Source organism: Bacillus sp. RAR_M1_44, assembly GCF_020165935.1.
GTDB lineage: Bacteria > Bacillota > Bacilli > Bacillales > Bacillaceae > Bacillus > Bacillus altitudinis.
The window spans coordinates 907,389-923,682 of sequence record NZ_JAIUKX010000001.1 but is presented as its reverse complement, the minus strand read 5'-3'; the positions used below and the strand labels follow the sequence as shown (position 1 = coordinate 923,682).

General features: G+C 41.9%; 20 protein-coding genes and 1 riboswitch. Of the genes, 13 read left to right on the top strand and 7 right to left on the bottom strand.

Translation table 11 applies throughout. The features are described from left to right. The first annotated feature begins 117 nt into the window (after positions 1–117). Complete coding sequence (locus LCD34_RS04895; protein WP_017358371.1) at positions 118–555, top strand: FixH family protein; 438 nt, start codon at positions 118–120, stop codon at positions 553–555. A gap of 8 nt (positions 556–563) precedes the next feature. Here the strand turns inward: LCD34_RS04895 and ytzI are convergent, their stop codons facing one another. Further along, positions 564–710, bottom strand: coding sequence for a YtzI protein (gene ytzI / locus LCD34_RS04890; protein WP_017358370.1), 147 nt, complete (start codon positions 708–710; stop codon positions 564–566). 131 nt (positions 711–841) lie between these two features. Here ytzI and LCD34_RS04885 point away from each other — a divergent pair, with 131 nt between their 5' ends. The 4 genes from LCD34_RS04885 to LCD34_RS04870 all read left to right on the top strand — a co-directional run bounded on the left by LCD34_RS04885 (position 842) and on the right by LCD34_RS04870 (position 2,509). Then, positions 842–1,279 (top strand): Dps family protein, encoded by a 438-nt coding sequence (locus LCD34_RS04885; protein WP_007501934.1) that lies wholly within the window; start codon positions 842–844, stop codon positions 1,277–1,279. Positions 1,280–1,403: 124 nt separating this feature from the next. Further along, the gene (locus LCD34_RS04880; RefSeq protein WP_008342942.1) at positions 1,404–1,595 is read left to right on the top strand and encodes a hypothetical protein; all 192 of its coding nucleotides are present in this window, start codon (positions 1,404–1,406) and stop codon (positions 1,593–1,595) included. Positions 1,596–1,752: 157 nt separating this feature from the next. Beyond that, complete coding sequence (locus tag LCD34_RS04875; RefSeq protein ID WP_008342944.1) at positions 1,753–2,157, top strand: holin family protein; 405 nt, start codon at positions 1,753–1,755, stop codon at positions 2,155–2,157. 43 nt (positions 2,158–2,200) lie between these two features. After that, positions 2,201–2,509 (top strand): hypothetical protein, encoded by a 309-nt coding sequence (locus LCD34_RS04870; protein ID WP_017358369.1) that lies wholly within the window; start codon positions 2,201–2,203, stop codon positions 2,507–2,509. Positions 2,510–2,714: 205 nt separating this feature from the next. Here the strand turns inward: LCD34_RS04870 and LCD34_RS04865 are convergent, their stop codons facing one another. Further along, the gene (locus LCD34_RS04865) at positions 2,715–3,497 is read right to left on the bottom strand and encodes an AIM24 family protein (protein WP_008342947.1); all 783 of its coding nucleotides are present in this window, start codon (positions 3,495–3,497) and stop codon (positions 2,715–2,717) included. 22 nt (positions 3,498–3,519) lie between these two features. Continuing rightward, positions 3,520–4,173, bottom strand: coding sequence for a TerD family protein (locus tag LCD34_RS04860; protein ID WP_138826312.1), 654 nt, complete (start codon positions 4,171–4,173; stop codon positions 3,520–3,522). A gap of 246 nt (positions 4,174–4,419) precedes the next feature. Here LCD34_RS04860 and ytkD point away from each other — a divergent pair, with 246 nt between their 5' ends. Continuing rightward, entirely contained in the window at positions 4,420–4,896 is a 477-nt protein-coding gene (gene ytkD, locus LCD34_RS04855; protein WP_008342951.1) for an RNA deprotection pyrophosphohydrolase, read from the top strand. A gap of 30 nt (positions 4,897–4,926) precedes the next feature. Here the strand turns inward: ytkD and LCD34_RS04850 are convergent, their stop codons facing one another. Genes LCD34_RS04850 through LCD34_RS04840 form a run of 3 tightly spaced genes read right to left on the bottom strand, consistent with a single transcriptional unit; the run spans position 4,927 to position 7,495 of the window. Beyond that, the gene (locus tag LCD34_RS04850) at positions 4,927–5,673 is read right to left on the bottom strand and encodes an ABC transporter permease (RefSeq protein ID WP_370648334.1); all 747 of its coding nucleotides are present in this window, start codon (positions 5,671–5,673) and stop codon (positions 4,927–4,929) included. 34 nt (positions 5,674–5,707) lie between these two features. After that, positions 5,708–6,478 (bottom strand): ABC transporter ATP-binding protein, encoded by a 771-nt coding sequence (locus LCD34_RS04845; RefSeq protein ID WP_046527567.1) that lies wholly within the window; start codon positions 6,476–6,478, stop codon positions 5,708–5,710. A gap of 15 nt (positions 6,479–6,493) precedes the next feature. Beyond that, the gene (locus tag LCD34_RS04840; protein ID WP_046527566.1) at positions 6,494–7,495 is read right to left on the bottom strand and encodes an ABC transporter substrate-binding protein; all 1,002 of its coding nucleotides are present in this window, start codon (positions 7,493–7,495) and stop codon (positions 6,494–6,496) included. A gap of 173 nt (positions 7,496–7,668) precedes the next feature. Between LCD34_RS04840 and LCD34_RS04835 the strand changes: the two genes are divergently transcribed. From LCD34_RS04835 to LCD34_RS04810, 6 genes are read left to right on the top strand one after another with little or no spacing between them, the layout of a single operon-like run. Continuing rightward, complete coding sequence (locus tag LCD34_RS04835; RefSeq protein WP_052320820.1) at positions 7,669–8,397, top strand: carotenoid biosynthesis protein; 729 nt, start codon at positions 7,669–7,671, stop codon at positions 8,395–8,397. Beyond that, the gene (locus LCD34_RS04830; protein WP_224558598.1) at positions 8,366–9,112 is read left to right on the top strand and encodes a lysophospholipid acyltransferase family protein; all 747 of its coding nucleotides are present in this window, start codon (positions 8,366–8,368) and stop codon (positions 9,110–9,112) included. The genes LCD34_RS04835 and LCD34_RS04830 overlap by 32 nt, the downstream gene beginning before the upstream one ends. Further along, positions 9,097–10,224: a glycosyltransferase gene (locus LCD34_RS04825; RefSeq protein ID WP_224558597.1), complete on the top strand. Its 1,128-nt coding sequence runs from the start codon at positions 9,097–9,099 to the stop codon at positions 10,222–10,224. The genes LCD34_RS04830 and LCD34_RS04825 overlap by 16 nt, the downstream gene beginning before the upstream one ends. Further along, positions 10,221–11,702: a phytoene desaturase family protein gene (locus tag LCD34_RS04820; protein ID WP_224558596.1), complete on the top strand. Its 1,482-nt coding sequence runs from the start codon at positions 10,221–10,223 to the stop codon at positions 11,700–11,702. The genes LCD34_RS04825 and LCD34_RS04820 overlap by 4 nt, the downstream gene beginning before the upstream one ends. 26 nt (positions 11,703–11,728) lie before the next feature. After that, on the top strand, positions 11,729–12,523 hold the full coding sequence (locus tag LCD34_RS04815) for an alpha/beta hydrolase family protein (RefSeq protein ID WP_017367901.1): 795 nt from the start codon (positions 11,729–11,731) through the stop codon (positions 12,521–12,523). 39 nt (positions 12,524–12,562) lie between these two features. Next, positions 12,563–12,805: a DUF2584 domain-containing protein gene (locus tag LCD34_RS04810; protein ID WP_017358362.1), complete on the top strand. Its 243-nt coding sequence runs from the start codon at positions 12,563–12,565 to the stop codon at positions 12,803–12,805. A gap of 40 nt (positions 12,806–12,845) precedes the next feature. Here LCD34_RS04810 and pckA read toward each other — a convergent pair whose 3' ends face one another. Then, positions 12,846–14,432: a phosphoenolpyruvate carboxykinase (ATP) gene (pckA, locus tag LCD34_RS04805; protein WP_007501908.1), complete on the bottom strand. Its 1,587-nt coding sequence runs from the start codon at positions 14,430–14,432 to the stop codon at positions 12,846–12,848. 226 nt (positions 14,433–14,658) lie between these two features. Beyond that, positions 14,659–14,793: riboswitch (SAM riboswitch) on the top strand. Between the two features lie 195 nt (positions 14,794–14,988). Here pckA and metK point away from each other — a divergent pair. Then, positions 14,989–16,191 (top strand): methionine adenosyltransferase, encoded by a 1,203-nt coding sequence (gene metK, locus LCD34_RS04800; protein ID WP_008342973.1) that lies wholly within the window; start codon positions 14,989–14,991, stop codon positions 16,189–16,191. The last annotated feature ends 103 nt before the right edge of the window (positions 16,192–16,294 follow it).

Genomic DNA, 16,294 nt, shown 5'->3' with positions numbered 1-16,294 from the left:
AAGATGATGAACCGGACATATTGAATGTCCGGTTTTTTATATGAAATGAAACGAGAGCTGTTAAAATAGGGGATATTTGTTAAAATGGACATGTCAGTAAAAAAGGGGGATACACGAATGCGGAAAATGGTAGGAATCATTTTGATGCTCGCATTACTTAGTGCATGTGGAAACTCGGCAGCGAGCAATGACAAGGGAGAAGTGCCTGAGCTATTAGAAGTCAAACTAACAGGGCCGGAGCAAGTGGAGAAAAATGAAAACGTTATCGTAAAAGCAGCTGTCACATATGGTGATACGCCTGTTGATGATGCAGATGATGTTCAATTTGAAGTGTGGAAAGATGGCGACAAGGATAACAGCAAGATGATTCAGCCAAAGAAAAAGGAGAAAGGTGTATATGAATTGCATACAGCTTTCAAACAAGATGGCCTTTATATCATACAAGTCCATGTGACAGCTAAACAGCAGCATAATATGCCGAAGACAAACATCCATGTAGGTGATGTGAAAAAAGAGAGTTCATCTACTGAAGAAGAAGATACCTCACATCATTGAAAGCGGTTTTATTTTGGGTTAGGACGTTGGTTTGGTTCAGCATCCTGTGGTGAATCGACTTTATGCTTGTAATCATAAGCCTTTGATGTCGTCCACAGTGATAAAAAGACAACGATTGAGATAATGATAAAGCTGATAATCCCAAGTAACAGCATCTAACTCCCTCCTTATTTCCATATTAACATATATTTCATGCGGTCAAAATAGAAGAAAATGATGGCAGGTTTCAGTATAATAAAAAAAGGGTAATCCCATACTAAACGCAACTACATAAGGAGGAATCAACATGTCTGAAAAATTATTAAACGTCGTCAATAAACAAGTAGCAGATTGGACTGTGCTTTACGTAAAATTACATAACTATCACTGGTATGTAAAGGGAAAAGACTTCTTTACACTCCATGAAAAATTCGAAGAATTATATACAGAAACAGCCACTTATATCGATGATTTGGCTGAGCGTATGCTCGCATTAAATGGACAACCTGTTGCGACAATGAAAGAGTGCTTAGAAATTTCTAGCATTCAAGAAGCGGAAGGCAATGAATCAGCCGAGCAAATGGTGAAAAATCTGTATGATGATTTCTCTAATATTGCAGAAGAACTTAAGCGAGGCATGGAGCTGGCTGCAGAAGTTGGCGATGAAACAACAGGTGATATGCTGCTTGCGATTCATCAATCCATTGAAAAACACAACTGGATGCTCAAAGCATACTTAGGATAAGCGAATGTGAAAGGAATGTCGATCATTAAACAGATCGGCATTCTTTTTTTGTGGATTTGTGACAGACAGCCCATTGAATTGATGGGGCTTTCAGCCGAAGAGAAAAGGGAAGGGAGGGGAGAAAATGTCCTCAATTGCAGGAATGATGAGCCAGCAAGTGGCGAGTATTCAAAAAACACTTAATATCAGTTTATTGAATTCACAGCTTGCCACGAACACAGCCCAAGCTATGGTGATGCTCGATCAAGTGCAGCAGCAGCCTCAAGCTGTTCAGCCCAAAGATTCAGACGCTACGTTTATTGATGTCAGAGTTTAACCAAGAAAGCCGCCGTCACAGGCGGCTCTTTTTATGCGCTTCACGAATTTTTTGCACAGCTAACCATGCCTTTATTTTTTGTCGTCCAAGCTATTCATCAAATGCGGCATATACTATTGAGGTAAGAAGTTCCACTATGAAAGGATGTTGATGCCAAGTGAGCAAGGATTTAGGCATCTTTTCGTTGTTTACAGTCAGTTTGTCGGCAATGGGCTTTCTGTTTGGTGGAGCAGGATATTTACTCATGATATTAGTGACACTCATGGCTATAGAATTAATTTGTTCAAGCCTAAGAGAATCTGTGACTGGACAACTTACGATGAAGCGTTTTTTGACCAGGCTTGTTCGAAAGGTTGTGACGATCTCTTTAATATCCATGGCACATTTCTTCGATGTCATGCTGAAGACTGGGGGGACAATTAAGGATTTAGCGCTCATCTTTTATATTATTTATGAATCGTACCAGATTGTCTCAACAGCCAGAGCTCTCGGAATTCCCATTCCACAGTTGTTTATTGATGTGTTAGACATGATTAAAAATAAATTGCGCAAAAAGCCGTAATTTCTTCATATCTGGTCATACTAAAGGAAAAAGGATGAATCAGATGGCGACACACACATACTATGTATCCGTTCAAGACGGATCAATCTCACAGCACAGAGACGCGGCTGCTTGGCAATTTCAGATAGAAGCAGATGATGACCAAATCTTGCAGTTAAGAGAGTATTTTGATGAACAGTATATGACAGATTGGAAAGGTTTCTTTCGGGCGCATGTTCCATTTCTTGAATATCATTATGATAGTCCAAACGACGAAATGGATAGGAAAAGAAAAGAAATTTACTCGATGATTCATGATCTCGGTAACGAAGAGACAAAGAACTTTATTGAGACCAATGGACTGATGAATTGAAAAAGCATGTAGACAAACCCTCGCATTCTTTGTCAGTCCTGCGTGCTAGTGCTCACGAATGTGAAATTCGCTCCACGCTAGTACTCGTTTTTCCTAGACTGCAAAGGTTTTCTATCACGCTGAAAAGAAGACAAAAGGCTAAAAGAAAGTTCATTTTAGCCTTTTGTCAACGATCTGAAAGCATGTAGAGACATTCTACATGCTTTTATTTTCGAGGCTGTAAGATGCCGCCGATCAGATCACTGATTCCGCCTCTATTTTCCTGCTGTGAGTTGGTGATTTCGTGTGAGGTACTCTGACTCTGGGGTTTGTACCGGTTATCATCTATCCCGACCCGCATTCCAGATGTTCGTTCAGATGGCTGGATAATCACAATTTGGTCCTGTTCATGAAATTCAAACAAGTAGGATTCGCCTGATGTTTGTCCAATGAACGTTTTCCAGTTCACATCTAATTTGACTTTCGGTGCTTTGCCCGTCCAAGCGACAATGGCGTCAGGATCTACACGGCAAGGTGCTTTTAAAATCAGCGGGTTTCCATTTGTTTTGATGGCAACCTGCGCCCCGTGACCTTGATACGAGAGCTTTGAAGTAAACAGCCCTTTCTGTGATAAAATCCCAACGCCTACTGGTGTCACGCCATAGTGACATTCTTCAGTAAAGGCAAGTAAATCTTCACTTTCCACGCTAACATGTTGCCAAGGACCGTTCGGCTCAAGATTGATGACGGTCACATGCTCGCTAGAATCAGCCAAGTAGCAAGTGCCTTGTCCACTCACTTCCATCATCTCAAGGTTTTCACCTGTTAATTTTCTGCTAATATGATTAAATACTTGGCTGACCATATTTCCTTTATTCGTCCCAAGTAATCGTTTACGGTATTGAAATGTACCTTGATCGGCAATCATAGCGCCTTTTTTGGCAAAAAAGATCCCGTTGCCTTCTGCTTGTAAAGTCAGTTCTTCGATCGTGTTGAAATGAAATCCCATTTGTGCCAGCTCCTTTCCTTTGTCAAGATGTGAATCCGTAGATGCGGCATAGGTCGTTTAAATCAAGGGTCGTACCTTGTCCGGTTGCGGTAATTTTCCATTCGTTCTCAACTCTCGTTAGTTCAGCACAAATGATGGATGTACAAAATGAATAATCTTCTGTTAACTGAAAGGTACAAATCTCCTGTTGTGTGATTTGATCGGAAAGGCGCAAGTAGGCATTGTTCACCTGTCCAAAATGATGTGCCCGCTCGTGTGCATCATGTATCGTGGCTGTTACGACGATTTTCTGAATATCGGGTGAGACTCTGCTCAGCTGCATAATGATGATCTCATTATCCCGATAGCCTCCGCCGACCTGATGATCACCTAGATGGCGAACAGCTCCATCTAAGCTTTGCTGCTGATGATAATAGATGAGGTGTTTTGGAGACAGAAGCTTGTCCTCTTCATTTAAGAGAAACACTTGCGTATCTAAATCAATTGGCTGACCAGATAAGTCCCAGCCAAGTCCGATTTGAATTTGATCTACATTTGGATTGTCTTTTGTTAAATCTAACTTTTGTCCTTTCATGAGGTGTTTCTTCACTGCCTCAAGAGAAGCGTCTTCTTTCTCATGTTGCCTCATTGGCCATGCTTTGTTATTTTCTTGTTTTGATCCATTTGTGATGCTCATGCTGGTTTCCTCCTCGTCTGTGTAGGACAAACACTTATTGATTTACGTCATCATGGGCAAAAGGTTTCATGATTAAAATGGGATGAGGATGGAGATGATAAAAAGGTTTTAGCAAGAATACTTATTTTACATACAGACGAGATAGAAGTACTCGTTTGTTTCACTTTTCATAAAAATTCTTCAGAGAAATGTGATCTGTGGTATGATGTTTTACAAGAAGCAAGGACAGGATATGAGGGATTTCACATGCATGTATTTAAAGACTATTATCATAATACGGTCAAGCTCTCTTTTGAAGAGCAGCCTTTTTCAAGTCATCCTAAGCATGTTTGGGCTATTTGCCGCTATCAAGGAAAATGGCTACTTACTGAACATGAGGATCGAGGCTACGAGTTTCCAGGAGGGAAAGTAGAGCCAAATGAAGAAGCAGATCAAGCCGCTATACGAGAAATTCACGAAGAGACGGGTGCTGTTGTTCGTGAATTAACGTATATTGGTCAATATCAGGTGCTTGGCAGAGAGAAAGTCATTGTCAAAAATATTTATTTCGCTGATATTGAAAGGCTCGTCAAGCAGGACACGTATTTTGAAACGAAAGGACCCGTTCTTTTCGCAGACTTACCAAGATCCATCGCAAAAAATAAAAATTTCAGTTTTATTATGAAAGATGATGTCTTGAGACAAAGTCTTGCTTATTTAGAAAAGAACGGTTTGATTCGTTAAAAAAAGCGCAGGGACATGACCCTGCGCTTTTTATTTTTGCAGAAAACGGCGCTCCAGCCATTCAACAAGCTGATACATGATGGTGGCGAAGACGGCGATAATGAAAAGACTTAAGAACACGAGTGTAAAGTTGAAGACTTGAAAGCCATAGATGATCATATAGCCGAGTCCTTTTGAGGATACAAGGAATTCTCCCACAATGACCCCAACCCAAGAAAGACCAACATTGACCTTAATGGCAGAGATCATCGTTGGAATACTTGCTGGCAAAATGACCTCACGGAAGACCGTTCTTTTTTTTGCGCCAAAGGTTTTCATGACTTTTAAATAATTCTCATCGACTTCTTGAAAGGCTGTATAAATGACGATGGTGGTAATGATCACACTGATAATGGCACCCATCGCGACAATGCTGATCATGCCTGGTCCAAGGGCAACAATTAAAATGGGGGCGAGAGCGACTTTCGGCATCGCATTTAAAATAACCAAATAAGGATCAAGGACATTTGCAAGACGGGTGGACCACCATAAGGCGGCGGCTAATAAAATGCCGCAAAAAGTACCAAGTAGAAAGCCGAGCACTGTTTCAAATAGCGTAATGCTCATATGATTGATTAATGAACCATCTGATAATTTTTGTAAAAACAATTGGCAGACAGCAGATGGTGAACTGAAAATGAGCGGGTCAATCAGTCTGAAATGGCTCGCAAGCTCCCAAAGCGAAAAGAAACTGGCGAAAATGATCAACTGGTAGACTCGCGTCATGCGTTTTTCCATTCGAATTTTTTTTCGATAGGCTTCATGTAAAAGATCACTGTGTTTCAACTGTCTTCAGCTCCTTCCAAATCGTTTGAAAGAGCTCTTGGAAACTTGCTGTCTGTCTCGCTTCAAAAGGAGAGAGCGTCCTCAGATCATCTGGAACGGTAAACATTCGCTGGATAGAGCCGGGATGCTTTGAGAATAAGAAAATGCGATCACTCATCGCAATGGCTTCGCCGATGTCATGCGTGACAAGAACAGCCGTTTTTTGATAGTTTTTTAATGTGTGAAAGACGAGGTCTTCTAATGTCAGTTTCGTCTGGTAATCTAGTGCTGAAAATGGCTCATCAAGCAGAAGCAGGCCGGGATCAACTGCAAGCGTTCGGGCGAGAGCCGCACGCTGCCTCATCCCGCCTGACAGCTCCTTCGGGTATTTTTCTTCGACATCATGCAGTCCAAGCTTTGGCAGTAAGCTAAGGGCAGCTGAGGTGGCTTCATGTGAATCTTGTTTTGCAATTTTTAACCCGAGAATGACATTTTCCTTGATCGTTTTCCATGGGAACAAATAATCTTGCTGGAGCATATAACCGATTTGATGCTCCTGTTGATTCGGTTCTTTTCCTTCGATTAAAATTCGACCTTCAGAGGGTGGCGTAATGCCTGCGATGATGGACAGCAAGGTTGTTTTCCCGCAGCCGCTGGGACCAATAAATGAGATGAATTCACCTTGAGTGATCTCCATATTGATGTGTTTGATGGCCGTGGTTTTTTCTTTTAAAGAGAAGTACGTGTGGGTCACATGGTCAATTTGAAGGAAAGACATGTGCTACCTCCTGTTCTATTTGTGATCTGTGACCTTCCTTGCAATGGATGAATCGACAAGTTGTTTGTACGGGATAAATTCCGGTAGTTCACCACTTGCCTTCATGATTTCCTGTAATTTGTTCCATTCCTCTTCATTTAGAAGGGGATCTGTTGCGTAGGAGTTCTGCTGCTTGTAGCGTTTAATGGCTGTTGATAAGACATCAAGGTCTGTATCAGGAAATTGAGATTGGATTGTCTCGGCAATTTCCTCTGGGCTCTTTGCTTTGACCCATTTTTGCGCTTTGTAAATGGCACGAGTAAAGGCTTCAGCTGTCTCTTTGTTTTCCTCTAAGTAACTCTTCTTTGCCATAAAGGTGGTATAAGGCACCTTGCCGGAAGCCTCACCAAAGGAGGCGGTAATGTACCCTTTGCCTTCTTTTTCAATTAAGGAAGCTGTCGGTTCGAATAACTGCACAAAATCGCCAGTTCCAGAGGAAAAAGCACCTGAAATGTTGGCAAAATCAATATTTTGAATCATGCGAAGATCCTGTTTCAAATCAATGCCTTCTTTTTTCAGGACATATTCACCGACCATTTGCGGCATGCCGCCTTTTCGTTGACCGAGAAAGTCCTTTCCTTTCAATTGATCCCAAGAGAATTGATTGATTTTTTCCCTTGAAACAAGAAATGTACCGTCTGTTTGTGTCAGCTGTGCAAAGTTCATGACAGAGTCTTTCGTGTCTTGTGCTTCCACATAAATAGAAGATTCAGATCCGGTCAGAGCGATATCAGCGCCGCCGGATAAGAGAGCTGTCATTGTTTTATCGCCGCCCCAAGTGGTTTTTAATTCAACCTCTAAGCCTTCATCTTTGAAAAATCCTTCGGATAGGGCGACATAAAGCGGTGCATAGAAGACCGAATGGGTCACCTCGGCTACTTGTACGGTCTGCTCTTGGTCTTTTTTACAGGCGACAAATGGAATAAAGAGCAGGACAACGAATATGAATGCCAGTCTGACTTTAATGGAACGATTCAAGAGTAATTCGCCTCCTTTGTTCTAGGTCACTAATTAAAGTATGTCAAAAGGGATTTTTGGTGAGTGCCTAGATGAAATAAGAAGCGCATTGTTTATTTATAGAACGTGTCTTTTTTTCTATACTAGAAGCATGAATGCTTTCTTGAATTTGGTAGAAATAAAGGAGCGGTTTCGTGTATAGATTGAGTTGGATATTTGTTGGTTGGTATGTAGTAGGTCTTATTTTAATGGTCTTTTTTGAAGTGCCGGCATGGCTTCAGTTTGCGAATGGTATCTTTCTTGTGCTTTACGCCTGCTGCGTCATTGAGATTGGCCGAAATATCTACGGGGCATGGAGCTTTGTAATCGTAAGAGCAGCCATTGTGGGTGTGTTGACGTTTACGGTTGAATGGGTGGGAATCACAACTGATTTTCCTTTTGGGGCCTATGATTATTATCCGACGCTAGGATTTCTTGTGGCGGGAGTGCCTTTGACGATCGCTTTTGCATGGGTTGGTGTGTTTTTAAATAGTCTTTTTTTATCAAGACAACAATCGAAGTGGAAGCGAGCCGTCGAAACGGGTATATGGATTGTGCTGCTTGATCTCATATTAGATCCGGTAGCGGCTGAACGAAAGTTTTGGGTGTGGTATGACGGCGGAGGTTTCTTTGGTATCCCTTTTGAGAATTTTGTCAGCTGGGGTATCATTGGAGCAGGACTTTCATTTCTGTTCCCGCTCGTATCCATTGATCAGCAGGCATTGCGCTGGAATGGGCGTATTTATCAGGCCATGGTGTTCTTCTTTGGTCTTTTAGCATTAAAGGGCGGGCTGGATGTCATTTTTTATTTAGCACTGATCATTGTCATCTTGTGTGAAGGAAGGGTTCGATTTGAAAGAAAGCGACAAAAACCGATCGTTTAGACGACTCTTTTATTTTTATCTTGAACGATATTTACTGAACAAACATTTTCGCTGTGTCATGATGAAAGGTACGGTTGACCCAAAGGAGAAGCATCCTGTTCTTTATCTTGCTAATCACAGTTCATGGTGGGATGGACTGATCATTTTTCTTTTAATAGAACAAATGTCTGAGCTGGATCATGCCATGATGATGGAAGAGAAGCAGTTGAAGCAATATGCTTTTTTTCAAAAACTTGGTGCATTTCCAGTTCATAAAGAGAAGTTGAAAAGTGTCAAGCAGGCATTAATGACCGCAAAGGAGAAGATGGAGGCTGGCGGGGCTGTGTGGCTCTTCCCGCAGGGGAAAATTATGCACCAAGACACACGGCCGCTTGAACTGGAAGGCGGAGCTTCTTTTTTAGTCAGGCAATTTGAGCAGGTCGTCATCAAACCTGTGACGCTGCATTATACATTTAATCAATTTCAAAAACCGACGGTATCGGTTGAGTTTGGAGAAGATGTCCTAGTAGCTGGCGGATCACTTCACAGTAAGGAAGTAACAAGTTTACTCGGAGACCTGCTTGAAACACAGTTAAACGCACATCAAGCACAGGTTATTGCTGATCCAGATTTTTCAACAAACGAACAATTTAGGCAGGTGACAAGGACAAGCCGGTCAACTAGTGATGCGTTTGATTCCTTTAAAAAGTGGGTGAAAACATGGCGGTCTTCTTAATTGTCATCAGTGTTTTGCTGCTCTGCCAATTGATGTTTACGATTTGGAATATGAAGCAATTTCCTGTACTCAAGCCGGCATCTCTTTCACCTGATGAACCCATTTCATTATCGATCCTCATTCCAGCGAGAAATGAAGAAAAACGGCTGGAAGCCTGCCTTCAGTCGATTGTTGATCAGCGTCTCCATCCGAAAGAGCTGATCGTGCTGGATGATCACTCGACAGATCAGACGAGAATGATTGCAGAGGGCTTCGCAGAGACATATCCATGGATTCGTGTGCAGTCAGGTCAAGTATTGAAGCGCGGCTGGCTTGGAAAATCATATGCTTGTTCCCAGCTTGCTGAGGCAGCATCTTCTGATTGGCTGTTATTTTTAGATGCAGATGTCCGCTTAAAACAAGGTGCTATTGAAGCGGTGTACAAGCAGTTATGCATACAAAAAACGGGCATGCTTTCAGGTTTCCCAGAGCAAAAAACGGGAACGCCTTTTGAGCATCTTGTCGTTCCTATGATGATGTTTACGATTGGCTGTCATCTGCCAGTGAAGTGGGTCAGAACATCTCAACATCCTGCTTTTGCCGCAGCACATGGCGGCTTTATTGCCATTGAAAAGAACTGTTATCACGAAATAGGTGGTCATGAAGCGATCAAGGATTCTCTTGTGGATGATATGGCTTTGGCTAAACGAGTGAAAGCGAAGGGCTTTCCGTTCACACTGGCAAGTATTCATTCTTTTGTCTACATGAGAATGTATGAGAGTGGACAGGAAGTATGGGAAGGATATCGGAAAAATTTGTTCCCGGGAGTGAATCGAAGCATTGCTTTGTTAAGCAGTGTCTTTTGTTTATACTCCGTCCTTTATGTAGTTCCTGTTATTTGCTTTATGATCGCACTGATTCATTTTGATGTGGTCAATCTCTGTTTAGCCCTTCTTTGCTACGGGCTTGGTGTATCCATTAAAGCGGTCATTGATATCGAAAATGGAAGAACGTCTACGATGGCCTTTTTATTGCCTGTCAGTATCATGAGCCTGATGGCCATTGGTTTTGCTTCTATGAAAATTGGGCTGAAAAAAGAAGGCTATGAATGGAAAGGAAGAAGGTACGAATGAAAAAAGTGATCATTATTGGCGGCGGACTTGGCGGGTTATCGGCTGCGATTCGCTTACAGTCACGTGGTTTCCAGGTCACCATTTTAGAAAAAGAAGCTGCATTAGGCGGGAAATTACAACGCCATCAAGCGTCTGGCTACTCTTTTGATTTAGGACCGAGTACCATTACAATGAAGGCGTATTTTGAAGAAGTATTTACCTCCTGTCATAGACGAATGGAGGATTATGTGACGTTTTATCCGATTTTCCCCCTTACTAAAAACGTTTTTTCAGATGGACATACGGTCGAGTTTACGCCAGATATTGAGCAAATGGAATCACAAATTGCAGTTTTTAGTCCAGAGGATGCAAAGCGATACCGGGCATTTTTACAGGAATCGAAGAAGCTTTTTCAAATGGCAGAGGATCAGTTTTTAAATCGTTTATTATTGAGCTGGAAGGATAAAGCGGATATCAAGTTAATGAAAGCCCTTCTTGCAGTCAAACCTTTTACATCCGTTCAGCGCTTGCTACGTCAATATTTTCGTCATCCTCATACATTGGCGATGTTTGGCCGGTATGCGACTTACATTGGCTCTTCTCCATACGAGGCACCTGCTATTTTTAATATGATGGCTTATTTAGAAGGAGAAAAAGGCATTTATGGTATTAAGGGCGGTACGTATCGTTTAGTTGAGGCATTTGAGACACTGGCAAAGGAATTGGGTGTCCAAATTCATCTCAATGAACGAGTCAAAAAGATTCATGTGAAGAATAAGCGAATCCAAGGAGTTGAAACGGATCAGCAGTTATATGAAGCAGATCAAGTCATTGCGGGGGCAGATGCACTGACTGTTTATCGCCAATTAATTGATGAAGAAGACCGCCCGAGCTTTGGAAATCAAAAACTGGCAAACATTGAGCCATCGTTATCAGGTTTTGTTCTTTTGTTGGGCGTCCCTAAAGTCTATGAACAATTGTCTCATCACAACGTGTTTTTTCCAGAGAATTATGAACAAGAATTCAAGGATATTTTTCAGAAAAAACAGCTTCCTCATGATCCGACGCTTTACATCTGTTATTCAGGTCATTCAGAGCCAGCTTTAAACGGAGGGCCAGGAAGAAGTAACTTGTTTGTATTGGCCAATGCGCCATATGTGACAAAAGAGCAAAATTGGGACATGCTAAAGGAGACATATGGCCAGCATATGAAAACAAAACTAAAGGAAAAGGGTCTCTTTGATCTTGACCAGCTTGTAGAATTTGAAGCGGTACAAACCCCGCTTGATTTACAGCAAAAAACGGGAGCGTATCATGGGGCCATTTATGGCATGTCGTCAAACTCATTCAAGCAGGCATTTTTTCGCATCAATAATCAATCAAAGGATATTGAAGGACTTTGGTTTGTTGGCGGCACAAGTCATCCAGGCGGCGGCACTCCGATGGTGACAAAATCAGGACAGCTCGTCGCAGAAGCCATCATCAAGCATTTAACGTAACACCGAATGAAAAGGAGAGAATTCAAGTGATTGTGGAAAAGAGAAGGTTCCCGTCGCCACATCCGCATATTCACTTATATACAGTGACATATGAGGCCGATGGACTTCGGATGAAGGGGCTGCTCGCTGAACCGGCCGGAGAAGGTCTCTATGACGGTTTTTTATATTTACGGGGCGGCATTAAAAATGTGGGAATGGTTAGACCTGGCCGAATTGTGCAATTTGCTGCGCAAGGGTTTGTCGTCTTTGCGCCCTTCTACCGAGGGAATCAAGGAGGCGAAGGGAACGAGGATTTTGCCGGAGAAGATCGGAAAGATGCATTTGCTGCATTTCAGCTGTTGAAACATCATCAAAAGGTGAAGCAGGAGCGCATTCATATCTTTGGTTTTTCCCGTGGCGGAATTATGGGCATATGGACCGCTGTTGAAATGAAGCATGAGGCCGCTTCCTTTGTGACATGGGGAGGCGTAAGTGATATGAAGCTCACCTATGAAGAACGTGTGGATATGAGAAGAATGATGAAGCGTGTAATAGGAGGTCCTCCGCATAAGGTACCAGAAGCATATGAGGCTAGAACGCCCTTGAATCATGTGCACCAAATTGAAGCACCTGTCCTAATCATTCATGGGGAGCTGGATGAGAATGTATCCATTGAGCATGCGTATTTATTAGAAGATGCCCTGCGTCAGCATGGCAAATCTGTGGAAACATGGTATTTTCATGGATATCATCATTATTTCCCGCCACAGCATAACCGGGAGATTGTCAGACGGCTGACGACATGGATGCACAGCCGAAAAGGCGGAAATGTGGTAAAATAAACGGTAGAAAGAAATATAGAAAGTAGGGGGATTTTCATTATGGGAATGCCTGTTGAATTTAATACAATGATTGTCACAAAAGGAAAAGAGACAAGAATTGAAGAAAATGTGTTTGAGCTCATGAAGGAAGGGTACCGCATTTATCCATTAAATATTCCGCTTGAGGTGCGTAAAACGAAAGACGGAGAAAAAACAGGAACAGCACATGTTGAAAAGCTGGAGCTCACAGACAATATCACGAAGGTGACGTACCGTCTTGTGTCATTGCATTCAACGAACTAAAAAAGCTGAGGGATTCATTCCCTCAGCTTTTTCCTTTTGATTAGACGAGTGGTCCGCCTTTTGCTTCAATATCACTTGCTGCATGGCTGAATTTTTTAAAGTTCTTTTTAAATTCATTTGCAAGGAAGTTTGCTTTTTCTTTGTAAGCCTCTTGATCGTCCCATGTTTTAGCAGGCTGAAGCACTTCATCTGGCACTCCTGGAATATGAAGCGGGATGTGTAATCCGAAGATGTCGTCAGTGATCATTTCAGCGTTGTCAAGATCGCCTTCGATCGCTGCCTGCACCATTGCTCTTGTATGAGCAAGATTCATTCGTTTGCCCGTACCGTAGCCGCCGCCAGTCCAGCCTGTATTCACAAGGAATACTTTTGCGCCGTGCTCATCGATTTTTTTACCAAGCATTTCAGCATAGACATGAGCAGGAAGTGGCAAGAATGGTGAACCAAAGCAAGTAGAGAACGTTGTTTCTGGTGACGTCACGCCACGCTCAGTTCCCGCTAATTTACTTGTGTAACCGCTCAAGAAGTGGTACATCGCCTGTTCTTTCGTTAAACGGCTGATTGGAGGTAAAACGCCGAATGCATCAGCTGTTAAAAAGACAATGGCAGATGGGTGACCTGCAATACTTGGTTTCACGATGTTATCAATCATTTCGATTGGGTAAGCCGCACGTGTATTTTCAGTAAAGAATGTGTCATCATAATCTGCTTCACGTGTTTCTTCATCAAGTACTACATTTTCAAGCACTGATCCGAAGCTGATGGCTTTGTAAATTTGGGGTTCTTTTTCTTCACTTAAGTTCACGCATTTTGCATAGCATCCGCCTTCAATATTGAAAACACCTGTGTTAGACCAGCCGTGCTCATCGTCTCCAATCAGCTTGCGGCTTGCACTTGCAGAAAGCGTCGTTTTTCCAGTACCTGAAAGGCCGAAAAATAAAGCAACATCGCCTTCTTGACCGACGTTAGCAGAGCAGTGCATAGATAAAATATCTTGTTCAGGAAGCAGGTAGTTCATAACAGAGAAAATGGATTTTTTCATCTCTCCTGCATATTCTGTTCCACCGATCAGAATCGTACGTTTTTCAAAAGAAACGATAATAAACGTTTCAGAGTTTGTGCCATCTGTTTCAGGATCTGCTTTAAAGTGAGGTGCAGATAAGATGGTAAAAGGTTTTTCGTTTGATGATGGTGTTGATCCATCAGGTCTGATGAATAGCTGCTTTGCAAAAAGATTGTGCCAAGCGAATTCATTTACAACTGTAATGGGCATACGGTATTTTTCGTCAGCACCGGCAAAACCATCAAAGACAAATAGTTCATCACGTTCTTTTAAGTATGACACAACCTTTGTATATAAACGATCAAATGCCTCTTTCGAGATCGGCTGATTGACTTGACCCCAATCAATTTTATGTTCAGAGTTTTCTTCTTTTACGATGAATTTATCTTTAGGCGAACGTCCAGTGTAGGCACCCGTTGTGGCGCGGACAGCACCAGTTGAAGTTAAAACGCCTTCATTACGTGCCAAAATCTTTTCAACAAGTTTCGGAACAGATAAATTTTGGTGCGTATTTTCTAATGAGAGCAATGACTGCAAATCTTCTTTTAAATCCACTGAGTTCATAAAAAAACCCTTCCTTTACCGTTGAATTTGTTTGTTTTGATTAGTATAACACATTGATAATAATAGTCTATACTATTTAAACATTTTTGTGTGTGTTTTTTCATTTCTGCTATGAAAATATGCTTTTTGGTGATGCTAATAATGAGGTGAAAAAAAGGGGAGATAATTCCTATGAACCATTGACATGACGCAAGGGTTTAAGATAAGATATCTTATTGAACGGATACTCTTATCCCGAGTTGGTGGAGGGACAGGCCCGATGAAGCCCAGCAACCGGTTTCTTATGAAAAAGGCATGAACATGCTGAGAAACCAAGGTGCTAACCTGATGCAAGGTACAAGAACACCTTGAGCGATAAGAGTGAAAGGCATGCGATCTCAGACCCTTTCCTCGCAATGAAGGAAATGGTTTTTTTATTTTTGGGATATCATATGAACAAATTGCCAATAACATCTCTAATATAAACATGTTGAAATATAAGAGGGAACGAGTTCCGTATCATATTGGAGGCCTCATCTTGGGATGATGTGGTCTTGTACAGGAGGAAATAGCCATTATGAGTCAAAATCGTCGTTTATTTACTTCAGAATCAGTGACCGAAGGACATCCAGATAAAATCTGTGATCAAATTTCAGACAGCATCTTGGATGAAATTTTAAAGAAAGATCCAAATGCACGTGTTGCCTGTGAAACTTCTGTAACAACCGGTCTCGTATTAGTAAGCGGTGAGATTACAACGTCTACTTATGTCGATATTCCAAAGACGGTGCGTGACACGATTAAGGAAATTGGCTACACACGTGCGAAATATGGTTTTGATGCGGAAACATGTGCGGTTCTCACATCAATTGATGAACAGTCTGCTGATATTGCGCAAGGTGTAGACAAAGCGCTTGAAGCACGTGAAGGAACAATGACTGAAGAAGAAATTGATGCGATCGGTGCAGGTGACCAAGGTCTGATGTTTGGTTTTGCAAATAACGAAACTGAAGAGCTTATGCCACTGCCGATTTCTCTTGCACATAAATTATCTCGCCGTTTAACAGAAGTACGCAAGAATGAAACACTTGCATACCTTCGTCCAGACGGAAAAACTCAAGTAACAGTTGAATATGATGAACAAAACAAACCAGTTCGTATTGATACGGTGGTTATTTCTACACAGCATGCACCAGAAGTGACGCTTGAACAAATTCAAAGCGACTTAAAAGAGCATGTCATCCGCCCTGTCGTTCCAAGTGAACTGATCGATGAAGAAACAAAATACTTCATCAACCCAACAGGCCGCTTTGTTATCGGTGGACCTCAAGGGGATGCTGGTTTAACTGGACGTAAAATCATCGTTGACACTTATGGCGGGTATGCTCGTCACGGTGGCGGTGCTTTCTCTGGTAAGGATGCAACGAAGGTTGACCGTTCTGCAGCATATGCGGCTCGCTATGTAGCGAAAAACATCGTAGCAGCTGGTCTTGCAGATTCATGTGAAGTGCAGCTTGCTTATGCAATTGGTGTTGCACAGCCTGTCTCCATTTCAATTGATACATTTGGAACAGGAAAAGCCTCTGAAGAGAAATTAATTGAAGTGGTACGTGCAAACTTTGATCTTCGTCCAGCTGGCATTATTAAAATGCTTGACTTACGTCGTCCGATCTATAAACAAACCGCTGCATACGGACATTTTGGCCGTCATGACTTGGATCTTCCATGGGAAAAAACGGATAAAGCCGACACGCTTCGCAAGGAAGCATTAGGAGAATAACAACATACAAAACCGCTTATTTTAAGCGGTTTTCCTTTTGATTAAAAAAAATTCTACAAAAAGCGTAAAAATGTGAAACAAAATTGGACAAAATACTGTCTAA